This is a genomic window from Mesorhizobium sp. WSM4313, assembly GCF_002294725.1.
Classification (GTDB): Bacteria; Pseudomonadota; Alphaproteobacteria; order Rhizobiales; family Rhizobiaceae; genus Mesorhizobium.
Map to the genome: position 1 here is coordinate 265,930 of NZ_NSFT01000005.1, position 22,883 is coordinate 288,812.

Consider the following 22,883-nt stretch of genomic DNA (forward strand, 5'->3'; position numbering starts at 1 on the left):
CGGCAACCGGCAAATCAATCGATGCCGGGGCACATATCGACGATAAGTCCCGATTTCAAATCGGCGCGCTTTACTGTACCGGCTGGACGGTCTTGTCAATTCTGCCTAAGCTAATGTACGGGGAGGCGCGATGAGAGTACCCAGGGCGAACTCGCGCGAAAAGATACTTGCCGCCGCTGCCGACGTGGCGCGCGAGGCTGGTCCGGGAAGCCTGTCGCTCGAGGCGGTCGCAAGCCGCGCCGGCGTGTCGAAGGGCGGCCTGCTCTACAATTTTCCGACCAAAGCCAAGCTGATGCAGGGGCTCGTCGAAAGCTATCTCAACGACTTCCAGAAGGCGCTGGAAACACGCGCAACCGAGGCCGGCCATGAAAGCGTGCTCTCAGCCTATATCAAGCTGTCGGCCGATGATTGCGAGCGGCCGAAACCGTCGGCGTCGTGGATGTTCTCGGCGATTGCGGAGGATCCCGATTTTCTGACACCGATCAAGGCCTTCAAGCGCCAGCTGTTCGAAAGGCTGAAGGGGGAGACGGACGACCTCGGCTCGCTGCTGGTCTGCTTTCTCGCCATCGAAGGGATGCGCAGCATGAATCTGTTCGATTCAGACGTGCTCTCAGAAGACGAGCGCAAGCTTCTGGTGTCCTCGCTCCTGAAGATAGCCGGATAGGTCACCAACGGTTTGGTGGTGACCAAACGGCTTGGTAGTGGTGGTGACCAAACGGTTAACAGCGTCACACCAGCTTCATCCTAGGGACATAGCGTCCTCCCCGGTTCTTTGCTGCAATGCAAAAGGAGTGGGACAATGGTGGACGTAGTTTCGAGTGAAGCGGGGATCCCGAGACCGGATCATCCCCTGGATCAATCGGGCGGTGCCAAATGGTTCCTGCCGACTTTCGGCGTGCTGGTGCTCGTCGGCATCGTCTATGTCGGCTATGCGCTCAGCCAGGATCTGGCCATCGCCAAGACGGTGCCCTGGATCCTGCTTGGGATCGCGCTTCTGATCGCGCTGGGCTTCGAATTCGTCAACGGCTTCCACGATACCGCCAACGCGGTCGCCACCGTCATCTACACGCGCTCGCTGCCGGCCGAATTCGCCGTCATGTGGTCGGGCGTCTTCAATTTCCTCGGGGTGCTGACCTCGAGCGGCGCGGTGGCCTTCGGCATCCTGTCGCTGCTGCCGGTCGAGCTCATCCTGCAGGTCGGCTCGTCATCCGGCTTCGCCATGGTGTTCGCCCTTCTGGTCGCCGCCATCCTGTGGAACCTCGGCACCTGGTTCCTCGGCCTGCCGGCCTCGAGCTCGCATACGATGGTCGGCTCGATCATCGGCGTCGGCCTCGCCAACCAGTTCATGGCCCCGGCCGGAAGCGCCACCAGCGGCGTCGACTGGGGGCAGGCGACCAATGTCGGCATCACCTTGCTGGTCTCGCCGATCGTCGGCTTCTTCGCCGCCGCCATCCTGCTCTATGCCATGAAGCTCCTGGTGCGCAATCCGGCGCTCTATGAAGCGCCGAAGGGCAATGCGCCGCCGCCATGGTGGATCCGCGCGCTGCTGATCTTCACCTGCACCGGCGTCAGCTTCGCGCACGGCTCCAATGACGGTCAGAAGGGCATGGGGCTGATCATGCTTATCCTGATCGGCGTGGTGCCGACAGCTTACGCGCTCAACCGCACGCCCGACATCAACTATCTCGACGCCTACAAGGCGGCCTCGGTGTCTGTCGAGCAGGCTCTGGGCAAGTACGTCAAGCCTGGCGTTGCTGTCGCCGATGCCAATGCTGCCAAGGCTGCCGTGCAGGAGGCTGTGCGCAGCAAGAGCTGGAACGATCAGACCACGATCGCGCTGCAGACCTATATCCACAACACCACCGCCGGGCTGCAGCCTTACGCCTCGGTCGATAACGTGCCGACCGACCTTGTCAGCAACGCGCGCAACGACATCTACCTGATCGGCGAAGCGCTGAAGCTGATCGACAAGAAGAAGCTGCTGCCGATGCAGGACGCCGATCTCAAGGCGGTGACCGACTACCACAAGGCGGTCGACAACGCGACGAAGTTCATTCCGCTCTGGGTGAAGATCGCCGTGGCGCTGGCGCTCGGCCTCGGCACCATGGTCGGCTGGAAGCGCATCGTCGTCACCGTCGGCGAGAAGATCGGCAAGAGCCATCTGACTTATGGTCAGGGCGCCGCCGCCGAGCTTGTCGCGATGATCACCATCGGCATGGCCGACCGTTTCGGCCTGCCGGTGTCGACGACGCACGTGCTGTCGTCCGGCGTCGCCGGCACCATGGCAGCCAACGGTTCCGGCCTGCAATGGTCGACCGTGCGCAACCTGCTGCTGGCCTGGGTGCTCACGCTGCCCTGCTCGATCGCGCTGGCCTTTGTGCTGTTCGTGATCCTCCGCCACGTGTTCTGAGCAGGAAGGTCCTCAAGGAAACGGCGCGGCTGGCGGCGCCGTTTCTTTCCACCGCCGCGCAACTTTTGCCCTGCTAGCTGGAGCGGTTCACCGTTTCACGGAAACGGCGAACCGCTCTATCTCTTTGTTTTGCGCAATTCCGGACGGAAAACCGCTCACACTTTTCCTGGAATTGCTCTAAGGCGGCGCAGCTGGCGCAGCGACAAAACATGCAGCAGGATTGAGCTTGGCACCACGAAAGCAGGGGTCAGCACACCCGGATAATCGCCAGCGCCGATGCTCAGCACATCCGGAACGATCAACTGCCACGGGCCGGGCGAGGTGATTATGCCCATGGTGATCGCGACAGCGAAATCGGCAAGGCCGAGGATATTCCAGAGAATTGCTGCCCTCCGGCCCCCGGCTGTGCCGGTCGCCACCGCGATCGCCGCAGGCAACGCGAACAGCCCTGTCAGCACGTCGCCAACGCCTGCCGGCACCGCGAATACGCCGGGCAGCGCACCATGCAGCCACGCCGCGAGCGCCCAACTGCCGAATACGCGGTAGAGCTGAACCGCGACGAGCCAGCTCGCCGGCGTCGCATCGAGCACCTGCCCGACCCGCCTGGAGAACAGCAACAGCGGCGCACCGATGATCACCGGCAGGAAGATGGCCGATGGCAACGCCGGTAAAGCCGTGGCGTCCGGATGGAAGATGCCATTGATCGCGGCGCTCCAAGCGACGGCGAACCACAGCGTATCCGGGATCATGATTGCCAGCCAAGTCGCGCGACGTTGACCCGGTGTCAGGCTCGTATGTTCGAGGCCGAGCCACAATCCCAGGGCGATGAGCCCGTGGGCCGCGAGCTGGTGGAACGTGGTCGGAACGCCGCTCTCCGGGATCGCCGGCCAACGATAGATCAAGAGTAGCCACAGCGTTGTGAGCGGCACAAACCACAGCAGGCCTCGCCAAGCGTCACGCAATGGAACGACGGCAGGGGAAACAGCTTCGGCGGTCATCGGCGGTACTCCATTGAGCCCAGCGCATTTTGCTGACGCCCAGATGTAAGCCCGCTCTCCGCGAGGCGGCTATCCGCGACAATGTTGATGGCCTGTGAAGCAGAGCTTCACAGTTTGCGGGGCTCCCAGGCGAGCGGCCGCTGTGACTTTTTCCCGAGATTGCTCCGCTTGTGGCGGATGCAAATATCAGGTCGGATCTTCGCGATGCAGGTCGTGGATGGTCACGCCGTCGGCGTTGTCGGGCAGCATCAGCCACTTCTTGTGACGCAGCGTGCGCTCGGTGTCTTCCAGGCCCATTTCCCAGTGCTCGCGCATCGAGGTACCGGAAAACTCGTAGTCCTTGGCGTGGCCTTCATAGCCTTTGTGCTGGTAGATCAGGTGGACGATGTTGACCACGCCGGCGTCGGAATAGTCGGCCATCAGTTCCCTCTCGCCGTCCTTGAGCTGGTCCGGCGGCACGCGCTTCAGCGCGTCGAGCAGCTTCATCTTGAGCGCATGGATGCGCTGGAAGTTGTCGGTGTTCTGGCGCGTGCGGCTGGAATACATGATGTCCTTGTGGCGCGACAGGACGTCGGCCAAGCCGCGCGGCAGCACGCCGCGGGCGCTGAACAGATCGACCTGGAACACCAGCGAGGAGCGGTCCTCCTCCTGGTCGAGCAGATATTGCAGCGGCGTGTTGGAGACGATGCCGCCGTCCCAGTAATACTCGCCTTCGATGCGGATCGAGGGGAAGGCAGGCGGCAGCGCGCCGCTCGCCATGATGTGCTCCGGCCCGATGCGCACCTTGTCGGTGTCGAAATAGACGAAGTTGCCAGTCCTGACATTGACCGCGCCGACGCTCAAGCGCTTCTTGCCATCGTTCAGCACGTCGAAGTCGATCAGGCTCTCCAGCGTGTCCTTGAGCTCGGCGGTGTCGTAGAAGCTTGTGGCGCCTTCGGCTCCCGCCAGCTGGAACCAGGGGTTGGGATTGCGCGGCTTGAAGAAGCCGGGCTGGCCCATGGTCATGGTCATCAATGACGAGGTCTGGTTGCGGATATCGCGATAGATGTCGCCTTCCGGCGTATAGGCCCAGATCTTACGGCCCGAGATCGTCTGCCAGAACTGCTCCAGCCGCTGCAGGCGGCGGCTCGGCTCGTTGCCGGCGATGATCGAGGCATTGATGGCGCCGATCGAGACGCCGGACAGCCAGGTCGGCTCGCAGCCGGCGTCGGCAAGCGCCTGATAGACCCCCGCCTGGTAGGCGCCGAGTGCGCCACCGCCCTGGAAGACCAGGGCGATGCGGTCATATTGCGCCGTGATTTCCGCGATGGTGGCGGCGGCCGCCTTGTTGCGGGTACGCTCAAGCACCGGCTTTCTCCAGTTCCTTCGCGCCGGCAGCCGATCGGCCGCGGTCCGCGAGATAATCATGCACGACTTCGCCAAGACCGAGCGTCAGGTCGGCGGTGAAGTGAACGGCCGAGACGATGTCGAGCACAGGCAGCTTGGCGACATCGGCCATGACATGCGGCCGAAGGTCGAGCGCGGCGGGCGCCGTCCAGGCTTCCTTCAGCGTGATGTCGGTGAGGTAGTAGCGGACCAGCTCGCAGATGCGTGGGCTGCCGTCGACATGCGGGATGATCTTGATGAGGAAATTGGGCGCGGCGAGCGAGGCGAGCACCTGGTCGTGGTCGGCTTCGCTGTGCTTGTAGCCCATGGTGCCGGTGGCGCAGAGCACGCTGCCATAATGCAATGTGCCGACCACCACCTCGCCCTCATGCACGATCTTGGGGTTGGCGAGCTTTTTTGGAAAACCCCAGAGCTCGCGGCCGCCGGCGATCGGCGCGTCATCGTCGAGATACATGGAATGCACGTAGCCGCCGTGCTGGCCCTTGTAGCGCACCGGAATGACCTGGCCGGTCTCGGTGTAGTCGCCGAAACCGGTCGAGTCCGGCATGCGGATGAATTCGTATTTGACCAGCGGCTCGTCGATCTCGAGCGGCGCCGGCACGACGGCTTCCAGCGCCTCGCGCGTCGTGCGGTAGGTGATGATGATGTATTCGCGGTCGAAGAAACGATAAGGGCCGGGCGGGAAGGACGGGTTGGTGAGCGGCATGGCATAGGCACGCTTCACGACATCGGCGATTTCCATGGCTGGTGCCCCAGGAAGGTTTGAAATGACCCCGCGCGAATGCGCTGGCAAATATGTTGCATGGCAGCATGACAGTGCCGTGTCAGCCCGGCGACACGCCGCCACGGAGCCGGCAAATGGCGCTGCCGCGCTGTAATCGAGCCGACACACGGCCGTGCCATTGTCGTGCTGCATTGCACCAACTATCTGCTCTCCCAACTCGTTGCGTTGATGAGTCCCTCCCACCTCTTGCGAGATCTCCCATGGGTTCCCTGTCTTCGAAGAATGTGCTCGTCACCGGCTCGACCAGCGGCATCGGCCTTGCAATCGCGCGTGCCTTCGCCGCGGAGGGCGCCAACGTCACCATCAACGGCCTGGGCGATGCGGCGGCGATCGAGCGGGAGCGGGCCGGCATCGAGAAGGATTTCGGCGTCAAGTGCCGCTATTCGGGCGCCAACATGATGGACGGCGCCGCCGTCACCGCCATGATCCACGAGGCCGAGGCGGCATTCGGCAGCCTCGACATCCTGGTCAACAATGCCGGCATCCAGCATGTCGCGCCGATCGAGGAATTTCCCGACGACAAATGGGAAGCCATCATCCGCATCAATCTTCTCGCCGCCTTCTACGCCATCAAGGCGGCGGTGCCCGGCATGAAGAGCCGCAAATGGGGCCGCATCATCAACACGGCTTCGGCGCATGCGCTGGTCGCCTCGCCGTTCAAGTCGGCCTATGTCTCGGCCAAGCACGGCATCGCCGGCCTGACCAAGACGGTGGCGCTGGAAGTGGCGCAGGACGGCATCACCGTAAATGCGATCGCGCCCGGCTATGTCTGGACGCCGCTGGTCGAGAAGCAGATTCCCGACACGATGAAGGCGCGCGGCATGACCGAGGAACAGGTCAAGCACGACGTGCTGCTTGCGGCGCAGCCGACCAAGGAATTCGTCACCGTCGAGGAACTGGCGGCGCTGACTTTGTTCCTGTGCTCGGACGCCGCCAGGCAGATCACCGGCACGACCCTGCCGATGGATGGCGGCTGGACGGCGCAGTAAGCGCAACGGCGATCGCAAAACGAAGGCGGTCGGAGGCAACGCCTTCCTTGACAATCGGCGGTGATCGTTCCAGCATTCCGGCAAGGGGTTCCCCGCGACGACCCCGTGAGGCGTCAGCCCAACGATCGCGTCCAAACTCTCTTTGCTCAGGAGGTGGACGCTATGCCGTCAACAACCGCAATCACCGTTCCGCAGCTTTCCCGTCTCGTCGGCTTGCCCGATGCGCCTTGCCTGGTCGATGTGCGCATCGACGAGGACTATGAAGCCGATCCGCGCCTGTTGCCGGCGTCATCCCGGCGCGATTTCAGGACTGTCTCAACCTGGGCGTCGGAATTTTCGGGACGCAAAGTCGTCGTGATCTGCCAGAGGGGGCAGAAACTCTCGCAAGGCGTTGCCGCGTGGCTGCGCCACGAAGGCATTCCGGCGGAATCGCTTGAAGGCGGCTTCGAGGCCTGGGTCGCCGCCAGGGCGCCGTTGGTCAGCGCCGGCGCGATCCCGCTCCGTGACGAGAAGGGCCGCACCGTATGGGTCACGCGTTCGCGGCCGAAGGTCGACCGCATCGCCTGCCCCTGGCTGATCCGCCGCTTCATCGATCCCGAGGCGGTTTTCCTGTTCGTCGATCCAGCCGAGGTGCCTCTTGTGGCGGACCGCTTCGCAGCGGTTCCCTTCGACATAGAAGGCGTGTTCTGGAGCCATCGTGGCGATCGCTGCACTTTCGACACGATGATCGAGGAATTCGGCCTGCGCGTCGAAGCTCTCGATCGCCTGGCGCTGATCGTGCGCGGCGCCGATACGGCGCGCCTCGACCTCGTGCCGCAGGCGGCCGGATTCCTCGCCGCCTCGCTCGGCCTGTCGCGCATGTTCCGCGACGACCTCGAGCAGCTCGAAGCCGGCATGCTCCTCTATGACGCCTTCTTCCGCTGGTGCCGCGATGCCGCGGACGAGACGCACAACTGGCCGGCAGGAGGCAAGGCGTAATGACCGCACTCGCCAAGAACGACACCGCGCCGCTGGTCGATGTCCCGACCGTGCCGAGTTTTCGCGAGGCGACGCGGCTGTGGGCCAAGATCGGGCTGCTGTCCTTCGGCGGGCCGGCCGGGCAGATCGCGCTGATGCACAAGGAACTGGTCGAGGAGCGCCGCTGGATCGGCGAGGAGCGGTTCCTGCACGCGCTCAACTACTGCATGCTCCTGCCCGGGCCCGAGGCGCAGCAGCTTGCCGTCTATATCGGCTGGCTGCTGCATCGGACGGCAGGCGGTCTCATCGCCGGCAGCCTGTTCGTGCTGCCGGGCGCGCTGGTCATGCTGGGCTTGAGCAGCTTCTACATGCTCTACAACGATGCACCGGTCGTCGAGGCGCTGTTCTTCGGCGTCAAGGCGGCGGTGCTTGCCGTCGTCGTCGAAGCCGTGATCCGCATCGGCAAGCGGGCGCTGAAGAACCGGGCCATGATCGTGATCGCGGTGGCGGCCTTCCTCGCCATCTACGTCGCCAGAATGCCGTTCCCGCTGATCGTGCTTGCGGCAGGCCTCATCGGCTGGATCGGCAATCGATTTGCGCCACGGCTGTTTTCCGGCTCGGCACACGGCAAGGGCAGCGTCGCCAACATCAAAGGCGTGGTCGACCTGATGTTCGAGCGCGGTGAGCTCGGCCACACCGTGCCGACCAGATGGCATGCGGCCCGCACCATCGCCATCTGGCTGCCGCTCTGGCTGGGGCCTGTAGCACTGGTCGCCTTGCTGGCGGGGCCGGGCAGCGTGTGGGCGCAGATCGGCGGTTTCTTCAGCCTGATGGCCGTGGTCACATTCGGCGGCGCCTATGCGGTTCTCGCCTATGTGGCACAGGCGGCGGTGACCTCGTTCGGCTGGCTTTCGCCTGGACAGATGGTCGACGGGCTGGGGCTTGCCGAAACGACGCCCGGGCCGCTGATCCTGGTGCTGCAATTCGTCGGCTTCGCCGCCGCCTATCGCCATGCCGGTGCAATCAATCCTTTGCTTGCCGGATCTCTCGGGTCGGCGCTGACGCTCTGGGCCACTTTCGTCCCGTGCTTCTTCTGGATATTTTTGGGCGCGCCCTACATCGAGCAGCTCAGGCAGAACAAGGCGCTGGCAGCGGCGCTGGGCGCGATCACAGCGGCAGTCGTCGGCGTGATCATGAACCTTGCATTGTGGTTCGCGCTGCATGTCGTCTTCGGCAAGGTCGCAAGCGTCGGCTGGGGTGTGGAGGTGCCGGTCCTGTCCTCGCTCGACTGGCGCGCCGCGCTTCTGTCGGCGGCGGCGATGGTCGCCATGTTCAGGCTGAAACTCGGCATGCTGCCGACGCTGGCGGGATCGGCTCTGGCGGGGCTTGCGCTGCAGGCGCTGTAGGCCCGCACGCCGTTCGATCAAGTTGGCGTTAACGAAAAAGCCGACCGGCCGGGAATAAACCGCCCGGTCTGCGGGTCTCCAGAGCATGCGCCATTTGTGCGCAACAGCAGGAGACCGACCATGAAGCGGCGCGAAGACGAATACGCATGTGAACAAGGCGAAGGCGTCAGCCGCCGGCGTCCTATGGAGCGGATGAGCCGGGCGCATCCGGTCCGGGCGATACCGCCTCGCCGCCGGCCGTGATCCATGCCGATCGCAACCATCGAGATCCACGACCATGACGGCGACCGCCCCTTTGCAGCCAGCGATGCGCCGTCCTCTTCCGAGGTTGCTTCCGAGACACTTGACTCCGGTGACACCAATGCCTTCTCCTCCCTCGAAGCAGGCGCCATCGCCTGCGGTCGCGATCTTCGCCCGCACGAGCAGGGACAGATCGTCGCCTCCCGCTGAGGGCGGCAAACCCATGGCGGGAGCGCCCGACGGCGGAACGGTGTTGAGCGAAAAGATGCTGGCAGCGCGTTTTGCCGAAGTGGTGCTGCCGCATCTTGGCGATGCGCTGTCGCTTGCCCGCTGGCTGACCGGCAATCAAGCCGATGCCGAGGATGTGGTGCAGGAGGCCTGCCTCAAGGCGCATGCGGGCATTGCAGGGTTCGCTGGGGGAAACCCCCGCGCGTGGCTGCTCACCATCGTGCGCAACGCTTCCTACACATGGATGGCGCGCAACCGCCCGCGCAGCGTGGTCGCCGTCGGCGACCTCGGCGATCTCGACGACGTGTCGCCGCCGCCCGACACTGACACCGACAGCCCGGAGGCGGCGCTGATCGCCAAGGCCAATTCGGCGGCGGTGGAAGCGGCGATCGCCAGGCTGCCGCAAGCCTTCCGCGAAACACTTGTGCTGCGCGACATCAACGGTCTCAGCTACCGCGAGATCGCCGCCATGCTCGGAGTGCCGCAAGGCACGGTGATGTCGCGGCTGGCGAGAGCCCGCGGCCTCTTGATGACGGAACTTGGAGGGCGACATGAGCCCGCATGAAAATCGCCCGCGTGAGGACGGATTGCCGCAAGACTCGCAGGATATGAAGCTGATGATCCACGCCCTTGTCGATGGCGAGCTCGATGCCGCGGCCGCTTTGGCGGTCGAGCGGCGCATGGCCGCCGATCCGGCGCTGGCCGCCGAACATGCACGCCTCGTGGCGCTGCGCGGCGTTGTCGCCAATGTGCCGCGCCAGGCGGTCCGCGACGATTTTCTGGCCCGCATTGCGGCCATCGCCGAGGTGAGTGGGGCCGACGAAGCCGTCCAATCTACAGCCGTGAAGGCGCAGTCACAGCCGCAACAGCAGCAAGGCAATGTCGTCGAGATGCGGCCGCGCGCGGCACGCTGGTTCGACTCCTTCGACTGGCGCCAGATGGCGGCCTCGATCGTGCTGACGGCGTTTCTGGCCAGCGGCGCGACGCAGTGGCTGGCGACGGCGGACAATGGGTCCGACAGCTTTGCCGTGGCCGTCGCCAACGGCCATCGCCGCAGCCTGCTCGCGGCGACCCCGGTCGACATCGTCTCGTCCGACCGCCACACGGTGAAGCCATGGCTCGACGGCCGCATCGGCGTCTCGCCGCCGGCGCCCGACATGGCCAAGGATGGTTACGCCCTGCTTGGCGGACGCGTCGAGGTGATCGGCGACAGGCCGATGCCGGCTCTGGTCTATCGTCACCACGAGCATCTGATCACGCTGGTGGCCGAACCCCGGCAGAACGACGCCAAATCCGTGCCGGTGGCGGACGATCTGTCGGCAGGTGGCTTCCTGCTGGTCCACTGGACCGACGATGCCTTCTCCTACTGGGCGATCTCGGATGCCGAACGCCCGGCGCTGGACGATTTCGTCGCCCGCTTCCGGGCGGCGATCATCGCCAATCCGGCGGCCGGTAGCCCGGGTTAGTGAACAAAACTTCTTTCGCCGCTATTTTTTTGAGGCCGATAACCCGTTTGGCGGGATGAGCGAAGGCAGATGCCTGTCCGTGCGAGATAATCGCGCCAAAGCACTTGCCCAGTTGCGCCGGCCCTTTGGCGCGCACGTAGATAAATCAAAGTCGACTTTGGTATGTTATACACGCTGCATTCTCGGGCGGATACGAGTCGATGGATCAGGAAAGACTTTTAGCCGCGGTCCTCTTGGCTGATGTCGTGGGCAGCACGCCGCTCTATGAGCGCATCGGCGACGATGCCGCTTTGCGGCAGGTCTCGGATTGCCTCGACGCGATACGCGAGATCGTCGCCCAACACGGCGGCGACTTCATTTACTCGAAGGGTGATGATGTGCTCAGCCTGTTCGAGAGCTCGGAGGCGGCGCTGATGGCGGTCTGCCAAATCAGCCATCAACTGTCGAAAAAGCCCTTGATCGCCCGGATCGGATTGCATTTCGGGGCGGTCATTCGCGCGCGGGACGCGGTATTCGGCGACGTTGTCAATGTCACCGCAAGGTTGTCCGCCACGGCCAACCCCGGGGAGGTCCTGATCAGCCAGAACTTCTTCGAAGCCCTTTCCGCGGGCAGCCGCAGTACCTTGCGGCTCCTCGACAAGATGGCCTTCAAGGGCAAGCAAGAACTCTTCGATGTCTATACGCTGCGAAGCGACAATGAGGCCCTCAGCACGCACATCGCCAACCGAGGTACCTTTGTCGATAGGCGCTCTGCCCCGCCGCCGCAGGTCAATCTGATCATCCATTATGGAGATCAGTCGCGATCCTGCCGAAACAACGAACTGGTGACGATCGGCCGATCTCCGGAATGCGATATCGTCGTCCAGCGGCCCTGGGTTTCAAGGCACCACGCGACTTTCACCATTTCGAATGGTAAAGCGCGCCTTGTCGAGCGAAGCTCGTCGGGCACATTTGTGTCGATGGGACCCGGCCATGAAGTGTTCATACGCCGCGAAGATATTCTTCTCTTCGGCTCCGGCGTCATCTCGCCCGGACGCAGATCGTCCCTCGGCGACGCCCAGATCCTTCACTACGAAATTATCTCAGGCTGACCCGGCCGGCGCCGACAGGTTCTAGCTTCCTGAAGGCAGATTTCTCGGTTGCGACCCGGATATGCCGCTTCGCGTCGGTCTATCGGATGACGGATTGGAGTAGCTGGAGGGAGCTGCAGGGAAACCACGCTCCATGACATCAGCCAATATTCTGATTTGCGATTTTGTCGGGCTGCGCTTTGGCGCGGACGGCAATCCCGACCACAGCGAGGTCAAGGCCTATATCGAAGCCAAGGGCGGCGTGTTCCACCAGACAGGCATCGCCAAGGCCGGCGCCCTTGACCCCGACAGGCTGCATTTCTTCTACCTGCCGCAATTGAGCACGCGTGACGAATTGCTGGCAGAGGCCGGTGACGGCCGCTACGACGCCGTCATCGCCGCCGCGACCTTCATTCCGGCGGAGACCAGGTTCCGCCTTGGCGGCGTGCGTATCGGCGCCGGCACCGGCAATATGGGCTCGGCATCCTGGGGCGGAGGCAGCGGGGAAGGCGGCGAAGCGCCGTTGATGAACACGCCCGGCATCAACAGCCGCGCCACCGCGCAAATGGCCATGAAGGCGCTGCTGAAAGTCAGGCCGAATCTCCCCGTGGATAAGCTCAACATCCTGGTCGCCGGCGGGCAGTTCGATACCGGAAAAGATCTGCGCCATTATCCGACCGAGAAGCTCGAAGGCAAAAGGCTGGCGGTGATCGGCTATGGCAATATCGGCCGGGAATTCGCCAGGCTCGGCCAGGCCTTCGGCATGCGGGTCACCATCCATGCGCGGTTCCGTCACCATAAATGGATCGAGGCGGAAGGCTTCGACTATGCCCAGACCATGGAAGACGCCGCGCGCGGCGCCGACGCGCTTTCGGTCCACTTAGGCCTCGGTCCCTTCGATGCCGGCCAGCAGCGATACACCAATGCCGGACTGATCGGAGATGAAGTCCTCTCCCTCCTCAACCACGGCGCGGTGCTCATCAACTACGATCGCGGCGAGCTGGTCGATGTGGCAGCACTGGAGCGCGCGCTGGCGTCAGGGCGCGTTTCCCATGCGGCGATCGATGCGGACCTGTTCAAGGACGGCAGCACGCTTTCGGGACCAATGCTGCCCTATCTCAGACTGGTCGAGGCCTATGGCCAGCGTCTGGAACTCCTCCCTCACGCCGCGGCCGACACCGACCACCCCTCCCGTGTCGCCGGCGCCAAGCAGGCCGTCGACCAGATCTACGCCGCCATCGTCGAGCATCGCGTCCACAATCTGAAAGGATCGCTGCCTCCGGGCTTTCTCGACATGGGAGCGAAAGTGCCGCCCGGCATCGGCGGCATTACATCTCGGCATTTGGCGGCGCTGGCCGCCGATCAGCCCGTGGCCGCCGACCTCGCGCGGTCGGGCGCACTGATAGCCGCATTCTGGGAACGCCTTCTGGCAGCGCCCGAGCAGGAAAGACCGGCGCTGATCGCTTCCGGAGGCGAGACATTCGCCGAGGCCGCGAACCACCTCTCCACACTTTTGCGCACGCACCATCTTTCGGGGCCGTTCAGTTAAGGTCGCCCTGACGTCCACCCATCGAAACCGATCTAATGCCGCTAGATCCGCACTTGCCGGTATAGTCGATAGCGACGTGTTTTGGGACCACCGTTTCGATGAGCTCTATCAATTTGTGGGCGCCGCTCCAGATGCCCCCCGAATCATCCTCAGCCGCCATCGCCCTGTATTAGGCGTATCAAGCCTGATCATCCTCGCCGCTTCTTGCCGTCGCCATGCCTGCCTCGGTCGAGCTAATGATCGAGCAGCCGATCATCGTCCCGATCATCGTCTTCCGATTTCGGGTGCTCCTCGATCGGCAGATTCAGCTGTTTCATCGCCGGGATGTGCTCGAGCACCTTCACCACGGTATATTCGATCTTGAGCCCAGTGCCAGTTTGCGTCTGGGTGACCTTGACTTCGCACACCAGGACATCACCTTTTGAGAATGCAATTTCATTTGCGTCGACGCGACGCTTGAAGTCATCATCGGCAATCATCGCGCTAATCTGACTGTTGCCGTCATGCAGGCGCCACTTGTTGTCGTCTTTGAAAGCAAGCGAAACGATTGAGAAGGCCGCCTTTCGTGTGTCGTCGAGCAGAACCGTTCCCTCGGGTTCCGGTGCGACAAACCAGATTGCTTCCTGTGACGAGATTTCAGCTTGCACCTTTTTCGCCTCGAGAACTTTGAATTTCTGAATTCCTTCCTTCTTAAGCGGCTCGCTCACCACGCCCTCGAGCGCCTTCCGAACGGCTAGATCCTGGTAGAGGCGGAGCAGCCGCATTGGAACGTCGATCGACTCCCCGTCGATGGTCAACCGCACGGTGTCGGGGCTTAGCCTTTCGATGCGGTCGGGCTTGCGCCCTTGAAGCCTCCGGATCAGCCACACCAAGCTCGTGCCGACGGAACCACCAAGGAAGATCAGGCCGGTCAGGTTTAGGGCGGCGGCAACATCGTCCCCGACGAGAAGCGAACGCGCCTGCTCATAGAAGGATTGGACAACGTCGAGCACGATCTCAAACGAGCCCGGCGCCGTGGCGACGACATTCACCGAGATCTTCGGCGCATCGGCACCGTTCAGTGTTCGGTTGGCGGCGTCAAAGAGCGATCCCACGGCCAGCAGCGCTGGCGCGAGATCGCGCACGTCCATCGTGCCTTCCCGAAGGCCAGTGCCATCATACGCGATAGTGAAACGCGCTTTGCTCATCTCTTCCAATTCGCCCCCCCTCGCAAGCAGTTACTCGCCGGCACGACCGTTGACATACAGAGCTTGCGCGTTGCTTGCGGGGGCTGCGGCTCGCGCTGGGTAGCTTGGCGCTGAAGAGCAGTCAGGCCTCATATAATCAATTCAGACGGCCTTCCCGTTTCCTTTTGTCTCGGTCATTGGCCTCACGCTCAATTCGTTCGGCCTCAGCGTTTGGGTTGGTATAAGTCGTCGCTGTTACGATCGAGTTCAGCGTTTCTGTGAGCGCCTTGGCCTCTTCGTAGGTTGTGCCTGCCTTCAGGTCGAAACCCAAAAAGCCGTCGGCCAGTATCGAGAGATCGGGCGACTCATAGAGGCTCAACATTACCCATGGCGAGGATTCGCCGTCCTCCGTGACATATTCCTTCACAGTGAAAACGTGCCTGGCGCGCTCGGTCATTTGATTTACCCTTATGTCGCATAGACCTGCCGATAGTCGCAGGGAATACTTGGAAATCAACGGATTAGATTGCAAGAGGATGCAGCATCCGGAAGTGCATTCCCTCACCCAAGCCTTTGAAAAACTTGGTGATCCCGACAGGAATCGAACCTGTGACCTACAGATTAGGAATCTGCCGCTCTATCCTACTGAGCTACGGGACCACGCGGCCCGACACATAAACGCTTCGGGCCGGTTCGCCAAGAGGCATGCTGTCCTCCCCTTGGGCTGTAACTCATCTCGGCGGGCCGGGCGGGCCAAGCCGTTTTGGCAGGACGCTCGCCGCCTTCGCCTGCGTGCGCTCAGGTGGCGAGCGCGGTCTCGGCCAGCTTCACCCAATAGCTCATGCCGTGCGGGATGACCTCGTCGTTGAAGTCGTAGGCCGGGTGATGCAGGCCGGCGGAGTCGCCGTTGCCGATGAAGATGAAGGCGCCGGGGCGCGCTTCCAGCATATAGGAAAAATCCTCGCCGCCCATCACCGGCTGGATGGCGCGGTGAACGTGGCTGTCGCCGGCGATGTCGGCGGCGATGTCGCCCGCAAACACGGTTTCCTCGGCATGGTTGAAGGTGACAGGGTAATTGGCGTCGTAATCGACCTCGATGGTAGCGCCGAAGGCGGAGGCGAGGCCGGCGCAGAGTGCGCGAATGCGCTCTTCCGATTTCTTGGCCACTTCTTTCTTCAGCGTGCGCACGGTGCCGGCGATCTCGGCGCTTTCGGGGATGACGTTATAGGCGTCGCCGGCGTGGAACTTCGTCACCGACACCACCACCGACTCGACCGGATCGGTGCTGCGCGAGGCAATGGTTTGCAGCGCGCCGACCAACTGGCTGGCGATGACGATCGGGTCGATCGTGCCGTGCGGCATCGCGGCATGGCCGCCGCGGCCCTTGACGGTGATGGTGAATTCGGCGGTCGCGGCCATGATCGGGCCGGGCTTGATGGCGAACTGGCCGACCGGCAGGCCCGGCATGTTGTGCATGCCGAACACCTTTTCGATGGCGAAGCGCTCCATCATGCCGTCCTTGACCATTTCGTTGCCGCCGCCGCCGCCTTCCTCGGCCGGCTGGAAGATCACCGCCACGGTGCCGGCGAAATTGCGCGTCTCGGCCAGATATTTGGCGGCGCCCAAGAGCATGGCGGTGTGGCCGTCATGGCCGCAGGCATGCATCTTGCCGGGCACGGTCGAGGCCCACGGCTTGCCGGTGATCTCGTCGATCGGCAGCGCGTCCATGTCGGCGCGCAGCCCGATGGTCGGGCCATCGCCCTTGCGGCCGCGGATGATGCCGACGACGCCGGTCTTGCCCAGTCCCGTCACCACCTCGTCGCAGCCGAAGGCCGTCAGCTTCTCGGTGACGAAACCGGCGGTCTGGAAGACGTCGAAATTCAGCTCCGGTGTCTGGTGCAGATGTCGTCGCCAGCCGGCAACTTCTTCCTGCATTTGCGCGGCGCGGTTCAGAATCGGCATGGTCGGTCCATCTCTTGGTTGACTGGCGGCAGTCGGTTCAGGGCCACTGCTCAGCAATTGTGAATATATGGCACTTTGCCATTTTGGCGTCACATAGGGTAAATAGCACCGCAACAATGCGGCCCGGGGTCGAGGGTCGGGTCGCATTATGCTGGCGATGGGTAACGAAATCTTACGGAGCCAGCGGCGATCACGGCAAGAGGCGATTTCGGATTTAATCATGCGGCAAAGGCATTTCCTCAACCTGTTGCTGGCAGGCGCGCTGGCGCTTCCGGTGCTTGCCGGCACGGCGCGCGCCAATCCGGTCGTGCTTTTCGACCTCAAGAGCGGCACTGTGCTGGAGCACCAGGACGCGTTCAAGCGTTGGTATCCGGCCTCGCTCAGCAAGCTGATGACCGCCTATGTCGCCTTCCGCGCGATCCAGGCCGGCGAGGTGGCGCTCGATTCGCCGATCAAGGTGACGAAGCATTCGGCCGGCGAGCCGCCGAGCAAGATGGGCTTCAAGCCGGGTTCGGTGATGCGGCTCGACAATGCGCTGAAGATGATGCTGGTCAAGTCGGCCAACGACATAGCCATGGCGGTCGGCGAGAATATCGGCGGGTCGCAGGCCGCGTTCGCCGAGCGCATGAACGCCGAGGCGGCCCGGCTCGGCATGGTGGGCACGCATTTCGTCAATCCGAACGGGCTCTATTCGCCGGACCAGTATACGACCGCGCGCGACCTTGCCGTGCTGGTGACGGCGTTGCGCAATGATTTTCCGCAATATGCCCCGTGGTTCTCGATCGAAGGCCTTGCCGTCGGCAAGAAGGCGCTCCCGAACTACAATCTCCTGATCGGCCGCTATCCGGGCGCCGACGGCATGAAGACCGGCTTCGTCTGCCCGTCCGGCTTCAACATGATCGGCTCGGCGACGCGCAACGGGCGCACGCTCGTCGCCGTGGTGCTTGGCGAAAAATCGGCGGTCAGCCGCGCCGAAGCGGCGGCAAAGCTGCTCGACCAGGGTTTTGAGATGCCGGCGGTCGGTTCGACCACGCTCGCCGCTCTCAAGCCATATGGCGACACGCTGTCACCCAACGACATGCATGACGAGATCTGCGCGAAAAAGTCGAAGGCGGAGCAATCGGAGGCGGCGCCCGAGGTTGCCGCCAAGAATAAACCGAAATCGCCCTATCAGGTGAAGCTCGCCCATCCCACGCTCATCGCAGTCGGCCTCGGCGGCGCCACGGGACCCGCGCCCAAGGCGTTCGTCGACCAGACTGACCAGAACTATGCCGACGTGCCGCTGCCGATCTGGCGACCGGACAGGCCGGCGCCGCCCGGCGCCGAGCCGCTGGCGACCGCCGCTGCCGGAGCGCAGGGCGACCAGCCCGTCAAAGCCGCCAACTAGGCAAACCAATGAGCAGCTTTCCCATTCCCGTTTCGGTGCTCACCGGCTTTCTCGGCGCCGGCAAGACGACGCTGCTCAATCGGCTGCTCAAGGATCCGGCGCTTGCCGATACGGCGGTGATCATCAACGAGTTCGGCGAGGTGGCGATCGACCATCTGCTGGTGGAGCAGGCTTCGGACGGCATCATCCAGCTTTCCGACGGCTGCCTCTGCTGCACGGTGCGCGGCGACCTGGTCGATACGCTCGCCGATCTGGTCGACCGGCTGCAGACCGGCCGTATCGCGAAATTGGCCCGTGTCGTCGTCGAGACGACGGGCCTGGCCGATCCGGCACCGGTGCTGCAGTCGATCATGGCGCATCCGGCGCTGGTGCAGGCGTTCCGGCTCGACGGCGTCATCACGCTGGTCGACGCCGTCAACGGCGAGGCGACGCTGGAGGCCCATGTCGAGGCGGTGAAACAGGCCGCGGTGGCCGACCGCGTCGTGCTGACCAAGACCGATCTTGCGGACGCGGCCGCAGTCGAGGCGTTGCGGGCAAGGCTCAAGCAGATCAATCCGGGCGCCGTCGTGCTCGATGTCGAGGAAGCCGGCGCCGCGGCGCTGTTCAATTGCGGGCTCTATGATCCTGAAACCAAGTCCGCCGACGTGCGGCGCTGGCTTGGCGAGGAGGCGGCGCACGACCATGATCACGACCATCACCACCATGACGGCGACCATGATCGCCACCACCATCATGAGCATCGCCACGACACGCGCGTGCGCTCGCACTCGCTTGTCCATGACGGCCCGGTGCCGTTCTCGGCGATCGAGATGTTCCTCGACCTGCTGCGCTCGACGCATGGCGAGAAACTCCTGCGCATGAAGGGTGTCATCGAACTCGCGGAGGATCCCTTGCGGCCGCTGGTCATCCATGGCGTGCAGAAGATCCTGCATCCGCCGGCGAGACTGCCGGCCTGGCCCGACGGCCAGCGCGGCACCAGGCTGGTGCTGATCACGCTCGACATGCCGGATGACTATATCCAGCGGCTGTTCGCCGCCTTCACCAACAAGCCGTCGATCGACACGCCGGACCGCGCGGCGTTGGAAGCCAATCCGTTGGCGATTGCCGGGCTTTAAGCTGAAGCAAGCAGGTCAGCCGCGTTGCCGCGCTCCACCAGGAAGCGGTGGCCGCCAGTGACGGCCGCCGTCTCGAGCAGCTGGTGGCCGGCATCGGCGCAGAAGGCCGGGATGTCGATCACCGCCAGCGGATCGGTGGTTTCGAGCCACAGCCGAGCGCCGGGTCGCATCGCAGCCAGCCGCTTGCGGGCCTTCAGCACCGGCAACGGACAGTTCAGTCCCTTGAGATCGTAGATGGCGGGCGGCTTTGCCAAGCGGAAGTCTCAGCCGCCGAACATGCCGAGAAGCTTCTTCTTCAGCTTCGACACGGTGCCCTGGTCGGCGTCGGCGGCGGCCTGCGTTTCCTGCGCCGGCTGGGCGGGCGCAGCCTCGACGCCAGCGGTGACGACCGGCTGCTGCGCCGCCTGCTTGGCGGCTTCCTTCTCGGCCAGCGCCTGCTGCTTGGCCGCTTCCTTGGCGGCCTTGGCCGCCTCGATCGCGGCCAGGCGCTGCTCTTCGGCCTTGCGCTTGGCTTCCTTCTGCGCGTCGGCTGCTGCCATCTTGCGGCCGAGCGGGGAATCGATGCGGCCCATGCGGGTCGTTTCCGTCACCGAGCCGTCGGCATTCAGCGACGGCGGCTCGATCGGCACGCGCTCGCCGCGGGCGCGGCGCTTCGACCAGTCGGAAACGATGCTCGCTTCCTTAATGCCGGCAATCGTCGGCTTCGGCGGCGGCGTGCTGGAATTGACGGCTGCTTTGAAGGCCGCGTCATAACGCTTCTCGTAGTCGGCGTAGGCCGTTTTCAACGAGTCAGGCTGCATGGTCGCGGGGCAGGGGCCGGTCGGGTCGAAGGTCGTGCCTTCCGGCGCCACCTGGTTGAAGACGTAGCGCTTCTCGCAGACGTCGACCTTCGGCGGCACCTTGGTGATCTCGAAATTGTCGTAGCCGACCTTCAGCATCTTCCAGAACTCGTAGTTCGGGTCGTTGCGGTAGCGCGCCATGTTGGCGGCGGTCATGCGGAACGGAAAGGCCTGGATTTGGAACTCGGTCTGGCCGCCTTGGAAGGCGTCGCGGCCGAAGGCATAGATCTGCTCGATCTGGGCATCGGTCATCGAATAGCAGCCGGACGACGAACAAGCGCCATGAACCATCAGGTTCTGACCGGTGCGGCCATTGGCGCGGTCATAGGCGTTGGGGAAGCCGATGTTGAAAGACAGATGGTAATTCGAGCGCGGATTCATCTGCGACGGACGCACCGTATAGAAGCCTTCCGGCGCCTGGCGGTCGCCCTCGGTGTATTTGGGGCCGAGCTTTCCCGACCATTTGCAGATGTCGTAGGTGGCGACGAGATCGTAGCGGCCATTGGTCTTGGCCTTCCAGATCTCAAGCTTGCCTTCTTCCTTGAAGATGCGCGCCATCACCGAAGAGGTGCGCACCATGCCCTTGGCCTTCATGTCGGCAAGGATCTTGTCGGGCAACGGCTTGTTGGCCTCCGGCGCGAAGTCCTTCATCGACGAATCGTTGCAGCCGGCGACGCCGATGGCGGCGATCAGGATTCCGGTGCGGGCAAGCTTGGCAAACATCGATACGGCTACGTCTCTTCTCTCGGGCCAACGGCTGTCGGCATGGCCAGGCCCATAGGCTGAACACCAGTGGACCGTAAGCCCGTTAACCTTGAAAATTCCTTACCGCAAGCCTTGGCAAACCCCTCACGGCGATTTCCATTGAGCCGAATCCGGCGGCATTTTTGTGGCGGAATTGCTTATTCCGGCCACAGTTGAACGTCTTGCCGGACTTAAGAGGTCAAAGGCTGCGGCCCATAGCCAGGTATTTCTCGCGGCGCTGCTCGCGAAAATCGGTGTTGGCGCCGGCGAAATCCTTCATCGTCCTGGCGATGAGGTCGCCGGTCGAGGCAATCACCGTTTCCGGCGCGCGCTGGGCGCCGCCCATCGGCTCGGGAATGATGGCGTCGATGATCTTCATCTCGAGAAGATCCTGCGCGGTGATCTTCATGTTGGTCGCCGCGTCCCTCGAGCGCGTGGTGTCGCGCCACAGGATCGAGGCGGCGCCTTCGGGCGAGATCACCGAATAGATGGCATGCTCCAGCATATAGACGCGATTGGCGGTGGCGATCGCGATGGCGCCGCCGGAACCGCCTTCGCCGATGACCACCGAGATCGACGGCACTTTCAGCGCCAGGCAGGCCGAGGTTGAGCGCGCAATCGCTTCGGCCTGGCCGCGCTCCTCGGCGCCGACGCCGGGATAGGCGCCGGCCGTGTCGACCAGCGTCAGGAGCGGGATCTGGAAGCGGTCGGCCAATTCCATCAGGCGCACCGCCTTGCGGTAGCCCTCCGGCCGCACCGAGCCGAAATTGTGCTTGATGCGGCTTGCGGTGTCCGAGCCCTTTTCCTGGCCGATGATCGCCACCGGCTCGCCGCGAAAACGCGCGAAGCCGCCGACAATCGCCTGGTCGTCACCGAAATTGCGGTCGCCGGCCAAAGGCGTGAAATCGGTGAACAGCCCTTTGATGTAGTCGACACAATGCGGGCGGTCGGGATGGCGCGCGACCTGCACCTTCTGCCAGGGCGTGAGCGCCTTGTAGAGGTCGCGCAAAGCGTCGCGCGAGCGCTTTTCCAGCCTGCTGATCTCTTCGCCGACATCGACCGCCTCGCCGTTCTCGGCAAGCTTCTTCAGCTCAAGGATCTTGAGCTCCAGATCCTGCACCGGCTTTTCAAAGTCGAGGTAGTTGTACATGCTTGAGCGGACCGATCCGTCGGAAGGCAAATGGCTGGCGGAACCGCTGAAATGCCGGCTCCGGGCGGTGGAACGTCGCCCTCACATAGCGATATGAGGCCTAGTCGGCAAGCGGGTGATGATCGTTGACCAGCCGCATCAGCCGCTCCTCCAGCACATGGGTGTAGATCTGCGTGGTCGAGATGTCGGCATGGCCAAGAAGTTGCTGAACGGCTCTGAGATCGGCGCCGTTCTGCAGGAGATGGCTGGCAAAAGCATGGCGAAGCACATGCGGCGAGATCTTCGCCGACGCTATGCCGGACCGCGCGGCCAAGCCCTTGAGATCCCGGGCGAAGACTTGCCGGGAGAGATGGCCGCTGTCGGAAGAGGCCGGAAACAGGAACGGGCTCTCGGCAAAGGCCGGCCGCTCGGCCCTTGCGGCGAGCCAGGCGCGCATGGCGGCGCGCGCCTTGGTCGAGAGCGGCACCATGCGTTCCTTGTCGCCCTTGCCGCGCACCATGAAGAAGCGATCGTCGCGCAGCGCCACCGTGACCGGCAGGCCGACCAGTTCCGACACGCGCAAGCCCGTTGCGTAGAGCACTTCGACCAGCGCGTGCAGGCGCAATGCGGCCAGCCTGTCGCCGTCCGGCCCGGATTCTCCGGCTTCCTGCGCTGCCCGGTCGAGCAGGCGCCCGGTCTCGGCTTCGCTCATCGTCTTCGGCAGCGGCCGGCCCTTGCGCGGGCTGTCCAGCGTGCCGGTCGGGTCGTCGCCGCGCAGCCCTTCGGCGTAGAGGAATTTGAAGAACTGGCGGATCGCCGACAATTTGCGCGCCTGCGAGGTCGGCGCGAAGCCGCGCGCGGCGATGTCGTCGAGATAGGCGCGGATGTCGGCCGATCCCGCGCCCGCCAGTCCGCCCTTGATCGCCTCGGAAGCGTCCTCCAGGTCGCGGCGATAGGACGAAAGCGTGTTCTCGGCCGCGCCTCGCTCGGCGCTCATCATCTCGAGGAAGGCTTCGATGCGGGCGGCGCTGTTCATTCGGCCGGGATCAGCTCTTTGT

General features: G+C 63.8%; 22 protein-coding genes and 1 tRNA gene. 12 read left to right on the forward strand and 11 right to left on the reverse strand.

Going from position 1 to position 22,883, the window contains the following annotated elements; translation table 11 throughout:
• Positions 1-130 precede the first annotated feature (130 nt).
• Entirely contained in the window at positions 131-664 is a 534-nt protein-coding gene (locus CK219_RS14410; RefSeq protein ID WP_095767408.1) for a TetR family transcriptional regulator, read from the forward strand.
• A 135-nt stretch (positions 665-799) separates the two neighbouring features.
• Positions 800-2,410 carry an inorganic phosphate transporter gene (locus CK219_RS14415; protein WP_095767409.1) on the forward strand — a complete coding sequence of 537 codons (1,611 nt, stop codon included), beginning with the start codon at positions 800-802 and terminating at the stop codon, positions 2,408-2,410.
• A 155-nt stretch (positions 2,411-2,565) separates the two neighbouring features.
• Here CK219_RS14415 and CK219_RS14420 read toward each other — a convergent pair whose 3' ends face one another.
• The 3 genes from CK219_RS14420 to CK219_RS14430 all read right to left on the reverse strand — a co-directional run bounded on the left by CK219_RS14420 (position 2,566) and on the right by CK219_RS14430 (position 5,536).
• Positions 2,566-3,408, reverse strand: a complete 843-nt coding sequence (locus tag CK219_RS14420; RefSeq protein ID WP_095767410.1) for an MFS transporter — start codon at positions 3,406-3,408, stop codon at positions 2,566-2,568.
• 186 nt (positions 3,409-3,594) lie between these two features.
• On the reverse strand, positions 3,595-4,755 hold the full coding sequence (locus CK219_RS14425; RefSeq protein WP_095767411.1) for a patatin-like phospholipase family protein: 1,161 nt from the start codon (positions 4,753-4,755) through the stop codon (positions 3,595-3,597).
• A complete protein-coding gene (locus CK219_RS14430) occupies positions 4,748-5,536 on the reverse strand; it encodes an acetoacetate decarboxylase (RefSeq protein ID WP_095767412.1) in 789 nt (262 codons plus the stop codon). The genes CK219_RS14425 and CK219_RS14430 overlap by 8 nt, the downstream gene beginning before the upstream one ends.
• 242 nt (positions 5,537-5,778) lie before the next feature.
• Between CK219_RS14430 and CK219_RS14435 the strand changes: the two genes are divergently transcribed.
• The 8 genes from CK219_RS14435 to CK219_RS14470 all read left to right on the forward strand — a co-directional run bounded on the left by CK219_RS14435 (position 5,779) and on the right by CK219_RS14470 (position 13,483).
• Positions 5,779-6,567 carry a 3-hydroxybutyrate dehydrogenase gene (locus CK219_RS14435; protein ID WP_095767413.1) on the forward strand — a complete coding sequence of 263 codons (789 nt, stop codon included), beginning with the start codon at positions 5,779-5,781 and terminating at the stop codon, positions 6,565-6,567.
• A gap of 162 nt (positions 6,568-6,729) precedes the next feature.
• Entirely contained in the window at positions 6,730-7,545 is an 816-nt protein-coding gene (locus CK219_RS14440) for a sulfurtransferase/chromate resistance protein (RefSeq protein WP_095767414.1), read from the forward strand.
• Positions 7,545-8,930 (forward strand): chromate efflux transporter, encoded by a 1,386-nt coding sequence (gene chrA, locus CK219_RS14445; RefSeq protein WP_095767415.1) that lies wholly within the window; start codon positions 7,545-7,547, stop codon positions 8,928-8,930. Before CK219_RS14440 ends, chrA begins: the two co-directional genes overlap by 1 nt.
• Before the next feature lie 246 nt (positions 8,931-9,176).
• Complete coding sequence (locus CK219_RS14450) at positions 9,177-9,380, forward strand: hypothetical protein (RefSeq protein WP_095767416.1); 204 nt, start codon at positions 9,177-9,179, stop codon at positions 9,378-9,380.
• A gap of 13 nt (positions 9,381-9,393) precedes the next feature.
• Complete coding sequence (locus CK219_RS14455) at positions 9,394-9,963, forward strand: sigma-70 family RNA polymerase sigma factor (RefSeq protein ID WP_095767417.1); 570 nt, start codon at positions 9,394-9,396, stop codon at positions 9,961-9,963.
• The gene (locus CK219_RS14460; RefSeq protein WP_095767418.1) at positions 9,950-10,864 is read left to right on the forward strand and encodes an anti-sigma factor; all 915 of its coding nucleotides are present in this window, start codon (positions 9,950-9,952) and stop codon (positions 10,862-10,864) included. The genes CK219_RS14455 and CK219_RS14460 overlap by 14 nt, the downstream gene beginning before the upstream one ends.
• A 200-nt stretch (positions 10,865-11,064) precedes the next feature.
• Positions 11,065-11,955, forward strand: coding sequence for an adenylate/guanylate cyclase domain-containing protein (locus tag CK219_RS14465; RefSeq protein ID WP_095767419.1), 891 nt, complete (start codon positions 11,065-11,067; stop codon positions 11,953-11,955).
• 133 nt (positions 11,956-12,088) lie between these two features.
• Complete coding sequence (locus CK219_RS14470) at positions 12,089-13,483, forward strand: NAD(P)-dependent oxidoreductase (RefSeq protein WP_095767420.1); 1,395 nt, start codon at positions 12,089-12,091, stop codon at positions 13,481-13,483.
• A gap of 233 nt (positions 13,484-13,716) precedes the next feature.
• Here CK219_RS14470 and CK219_RS14475 read toward each other — a convergent pair whose 3' ends face one another.
• The 4 genes from CK219_RS14475 to CK219_RS14490 all read right to left on the reverse strand — a co-directional run bounded on the left by CK219_RS14475 (position 13,717) and on the right by CK219_RS14490 (position 16,611).
• Complete coding sequence (locus tag CK219_RS14475) at positions 13,717-14,679, reverse strand: hypothetical protein (RefSeq protein WP_141245345.1); 963 nt, start codon at positions 14,677-14,679, stop codon at positions 13,717-13,719.
• A 127-nt stretch (positions 14,680-14,806) separates the two neighbouring features.
• Entirely contained in the window at positions 14,807-15,106 is a 300-nt protein-coding gene (locus CK219_RS14480) for a hypothetical protein (RefSeq protein ID WP_095767422.1), read from the reverse strand.
• Positions 15,107-15,232: 126 nt separating this feature from the next.
• Positions 15,233-15,309: transfer RNA gene (locus CK219_RS14485), tRNA-Arg, on the reverse strand.
• 138 nt (positions 15,310-15,447) lie between these two features.
• Positions 15,448-16,611 (reverse strand): M20 aminoacylase family protein, encoded by a 1,164-nt coding sequence (locus tag CK219_RS14490; RefSeq protein WP_095767423.1) that lies wholly within the window; start codon positions 16,609-16,611, stop codon positions 15,448-15,450.
• A 220-nt stretch (positions 16,612-16,831) separates the two neighbouring features.
• Between CK219_RS14490 and CK219_RS14495 the strand changes: the two genes are divergently transcribed.
• A complete protein-coding gene (locus CK219_RS14495) occupies positions 16,832-17,998 on the forward strand; it encodes a D-alanyl-D-alanine carboxypeptidase family protein (protein WP_095767424.1) in 1,167 nt (388 codons plus the stop codon).
• 8 nt (positions 17,999-18,006) lie between these two features.
• Positions 18,007-19,113: a GTP-binding protein gene (locus CK219_RS14500; RefSeq protein WP_095767425.1), complete on the forward strand. Its 1,107-nt coding sequence runs from the start codon at positions 18,007-18,009 to the stop codon at positions 19,111-19,113.
• Here CK219_RS14500 and CK219_RS14505 read toward each other — a convergent pair.
• The 4 genes from CK219_RS14505 to CK219_RS14520 form a co-directional block, all read right to left on the reverse strand.
• Positions 19,110-19,367, reverse strand: a complete 258-nt coding sequence (locus tag CK219_RS14505) for a sulfurtransferase TusA family protein (protein WP_095767426.1) — start codon at positions 19,365-19,367, stop codon at positions 19,110-19,112. The two genes, CK219_RS14500 and CK219_RS14505, sit on opposite strands and share 4 nt — an antisense overlap.
• 9 nt (positions 19,368-19,376) lie before the next feature.
• Positions 19,377-20,675, reverse strand: coding sequence for a murein L,D-transpeptidase family protein (locus CK219_RS14510; protein WP_095767427.1), 1,299 nt, complete (start codon positions 20,673-20,675; stop codon positions 19,377-19,379).
• Between the two features lie 220 nt (positions 20,676-20,895).
• The gene (locus CK219_RS14515) at positions 20,896-21,846 is read right to left on the reverse strand and encodes an acetyl-CoA carboxylase carboxyltransferase subunit alpha (protein WP_095767428.1); all 951 of its coding nucleotides are present in this window, start codon (positions 21,844-21,846) and stop codon (positions 20,896-20,898) included.
• A gap of 100 nt (positions 21,847-21,946) precedes the next feature.
• Entirely contained in the window at positions 21,947-22,861 is a 915-nt protein-coding gene (locus CK219_RS14520) for a site-specific tyrosine recombinase XerD (RefSeq protein ID WP_095767429.1), read from the reverse strand.
• Between the last annotated feature and the right edge of the window lie 22 nt (positions 22,862-22,883).

Excerpts from the sequence above, each read along its gene's own strand:
- CK219_RS14510 (WP_095767427.1), bottom strand. The coding sequence starts at position 20,675 with ATGTTTGCCAAGCTTGCCCGCACCGGAATCCTGATCGCCGCCATCGGC.
- CK219_RS14410 (WP_095767408.1), top strand. The coding sequence starts at position 131 with ATGAGAGTACCCAGGGCGAACTCGCGCGAAAAGATACTTGCCGCCGCT.
- CK219_RS14415 (WP_095767409.1), top strand. The coding sequence starts at position 800 with ATGGTGGACGTAGTTTCGAGTGAAGCGGGGATCCCGAGACCGGATCAT.
- CK219_RS14420 (WP_095767410.1), bottom strand. The coding sequence starts at position 3,408 with ATGACCGCCGAAGCTGTTTCCCCTGCCGTCGTTCCATTGCGTGACGCT.
- chrA (WP_095767415.1), top strand. The coding sequence starts at position 7,545 with ATGACCGCACTCGCCAAGAACGACACCGCGCCGCTGGTCGATGTCCCG.
- CK219_RS14440 (WP_095767414.1), top strand. The coding sequence starts at position 6,730 with ATGCCGTCAACAACCGCAATCACCGTTCCGCAGCTTTCCCGTCTCGTC.
- CK219_RS14430 (WP_095767412.1), bottom strand. The coding sequence starts at position 5,536 with ATGGAAATCGCCGATGTCGTGAAGCGTGCCTATGCCATGCCGCTCACC.
- CK219_RS14470 (WP_095767420.1), top strand. The coding sequence starts at position 12,089 with ATGACATCAGCCAATATTCTGATTTGCGATTTTGTCGGGCTGCGCTTT.
- CK219_RS14495 (WP_095767424.1), top strand. The coding sequence starts at position 16,832 with ATGCGGCAAAGGCATTTCCTCAACCTGTTGCTGGCAGGCGCGCTGGCG.
- CK219_RS14515 (WP_095767428.1), bottom strand. The coding sequence starts at position 21,846 with ATGTACAACTACCTCGACTTTGAAAAGCCGGTGCAGGATCTGGAGCTC.
- CK219_RS14480 (WP_095767422.1), bottom strand. The coding sequence starts at position 15,106 with ATGACCGAGCGCGCCAGGCACGTTTTCACTGTGAAGGAATATGTCACG.
- CK219_RS14460 (WP_095767418.1), top strand. The coding sequence starts at position 9,950 with ATGAGCCCGCATGAAAATCGCCCGCGTGAGGACGGATTGCCGCAAGAC.
- CK219_RS14435 (WP_095767413.1), top strand. The coding sequence starts at position 5,779 with ATGGGTTCCCTGTCTTCGAAGAATGTGCTCGTCACCGGCTCGACCAGC.
- CK219_RS14490 (WP_095767423.1), bottom strand. The coding sequence starts at position 16,611 with ATGCCGATTCTGAACCGCGCCGCGCAAATGCAGGAAGAAGTTGCCGGC.
- CK219_RS14520 (WP_095767429.1), bottom strand. The coding sequence starts at position 22,861 with ATGAACAGCGCCGCCCGCATCGAAGCCTTCCTCGAGATGATGAGCGCC.
- CK219_RS14500 (WP_095767425.1), top strand. The coding sequence starts at position 18,007 with ATGAGCAGCTTTCCCATTCCCGTTTCGGTGCTCACCGGCTTTCTCGGC.
- CK219_RS14455 (WP_095767417.1), top strand. The coding sequence starts at position 9,394 with ATGGCGGGAGCGCCCGACGGCGGAACGGTGTTGAGCGAAAAGATGCTG.
- CK219_RS14465 (WP_095767419.1), top strand. The coding sequence starts at position 11,065 with ATGGATCAGGAAAGACTTTTAGCCGCGGTCCTCTTGGCTGATGTCGTG.
- CK219_RS14450 (WP_095767416.1), top strand. The coding sequence starts at position 9,177 with ATGCCGATCGCAACCATCGAGATCCACGACCATGACGGCGACCGCCCC.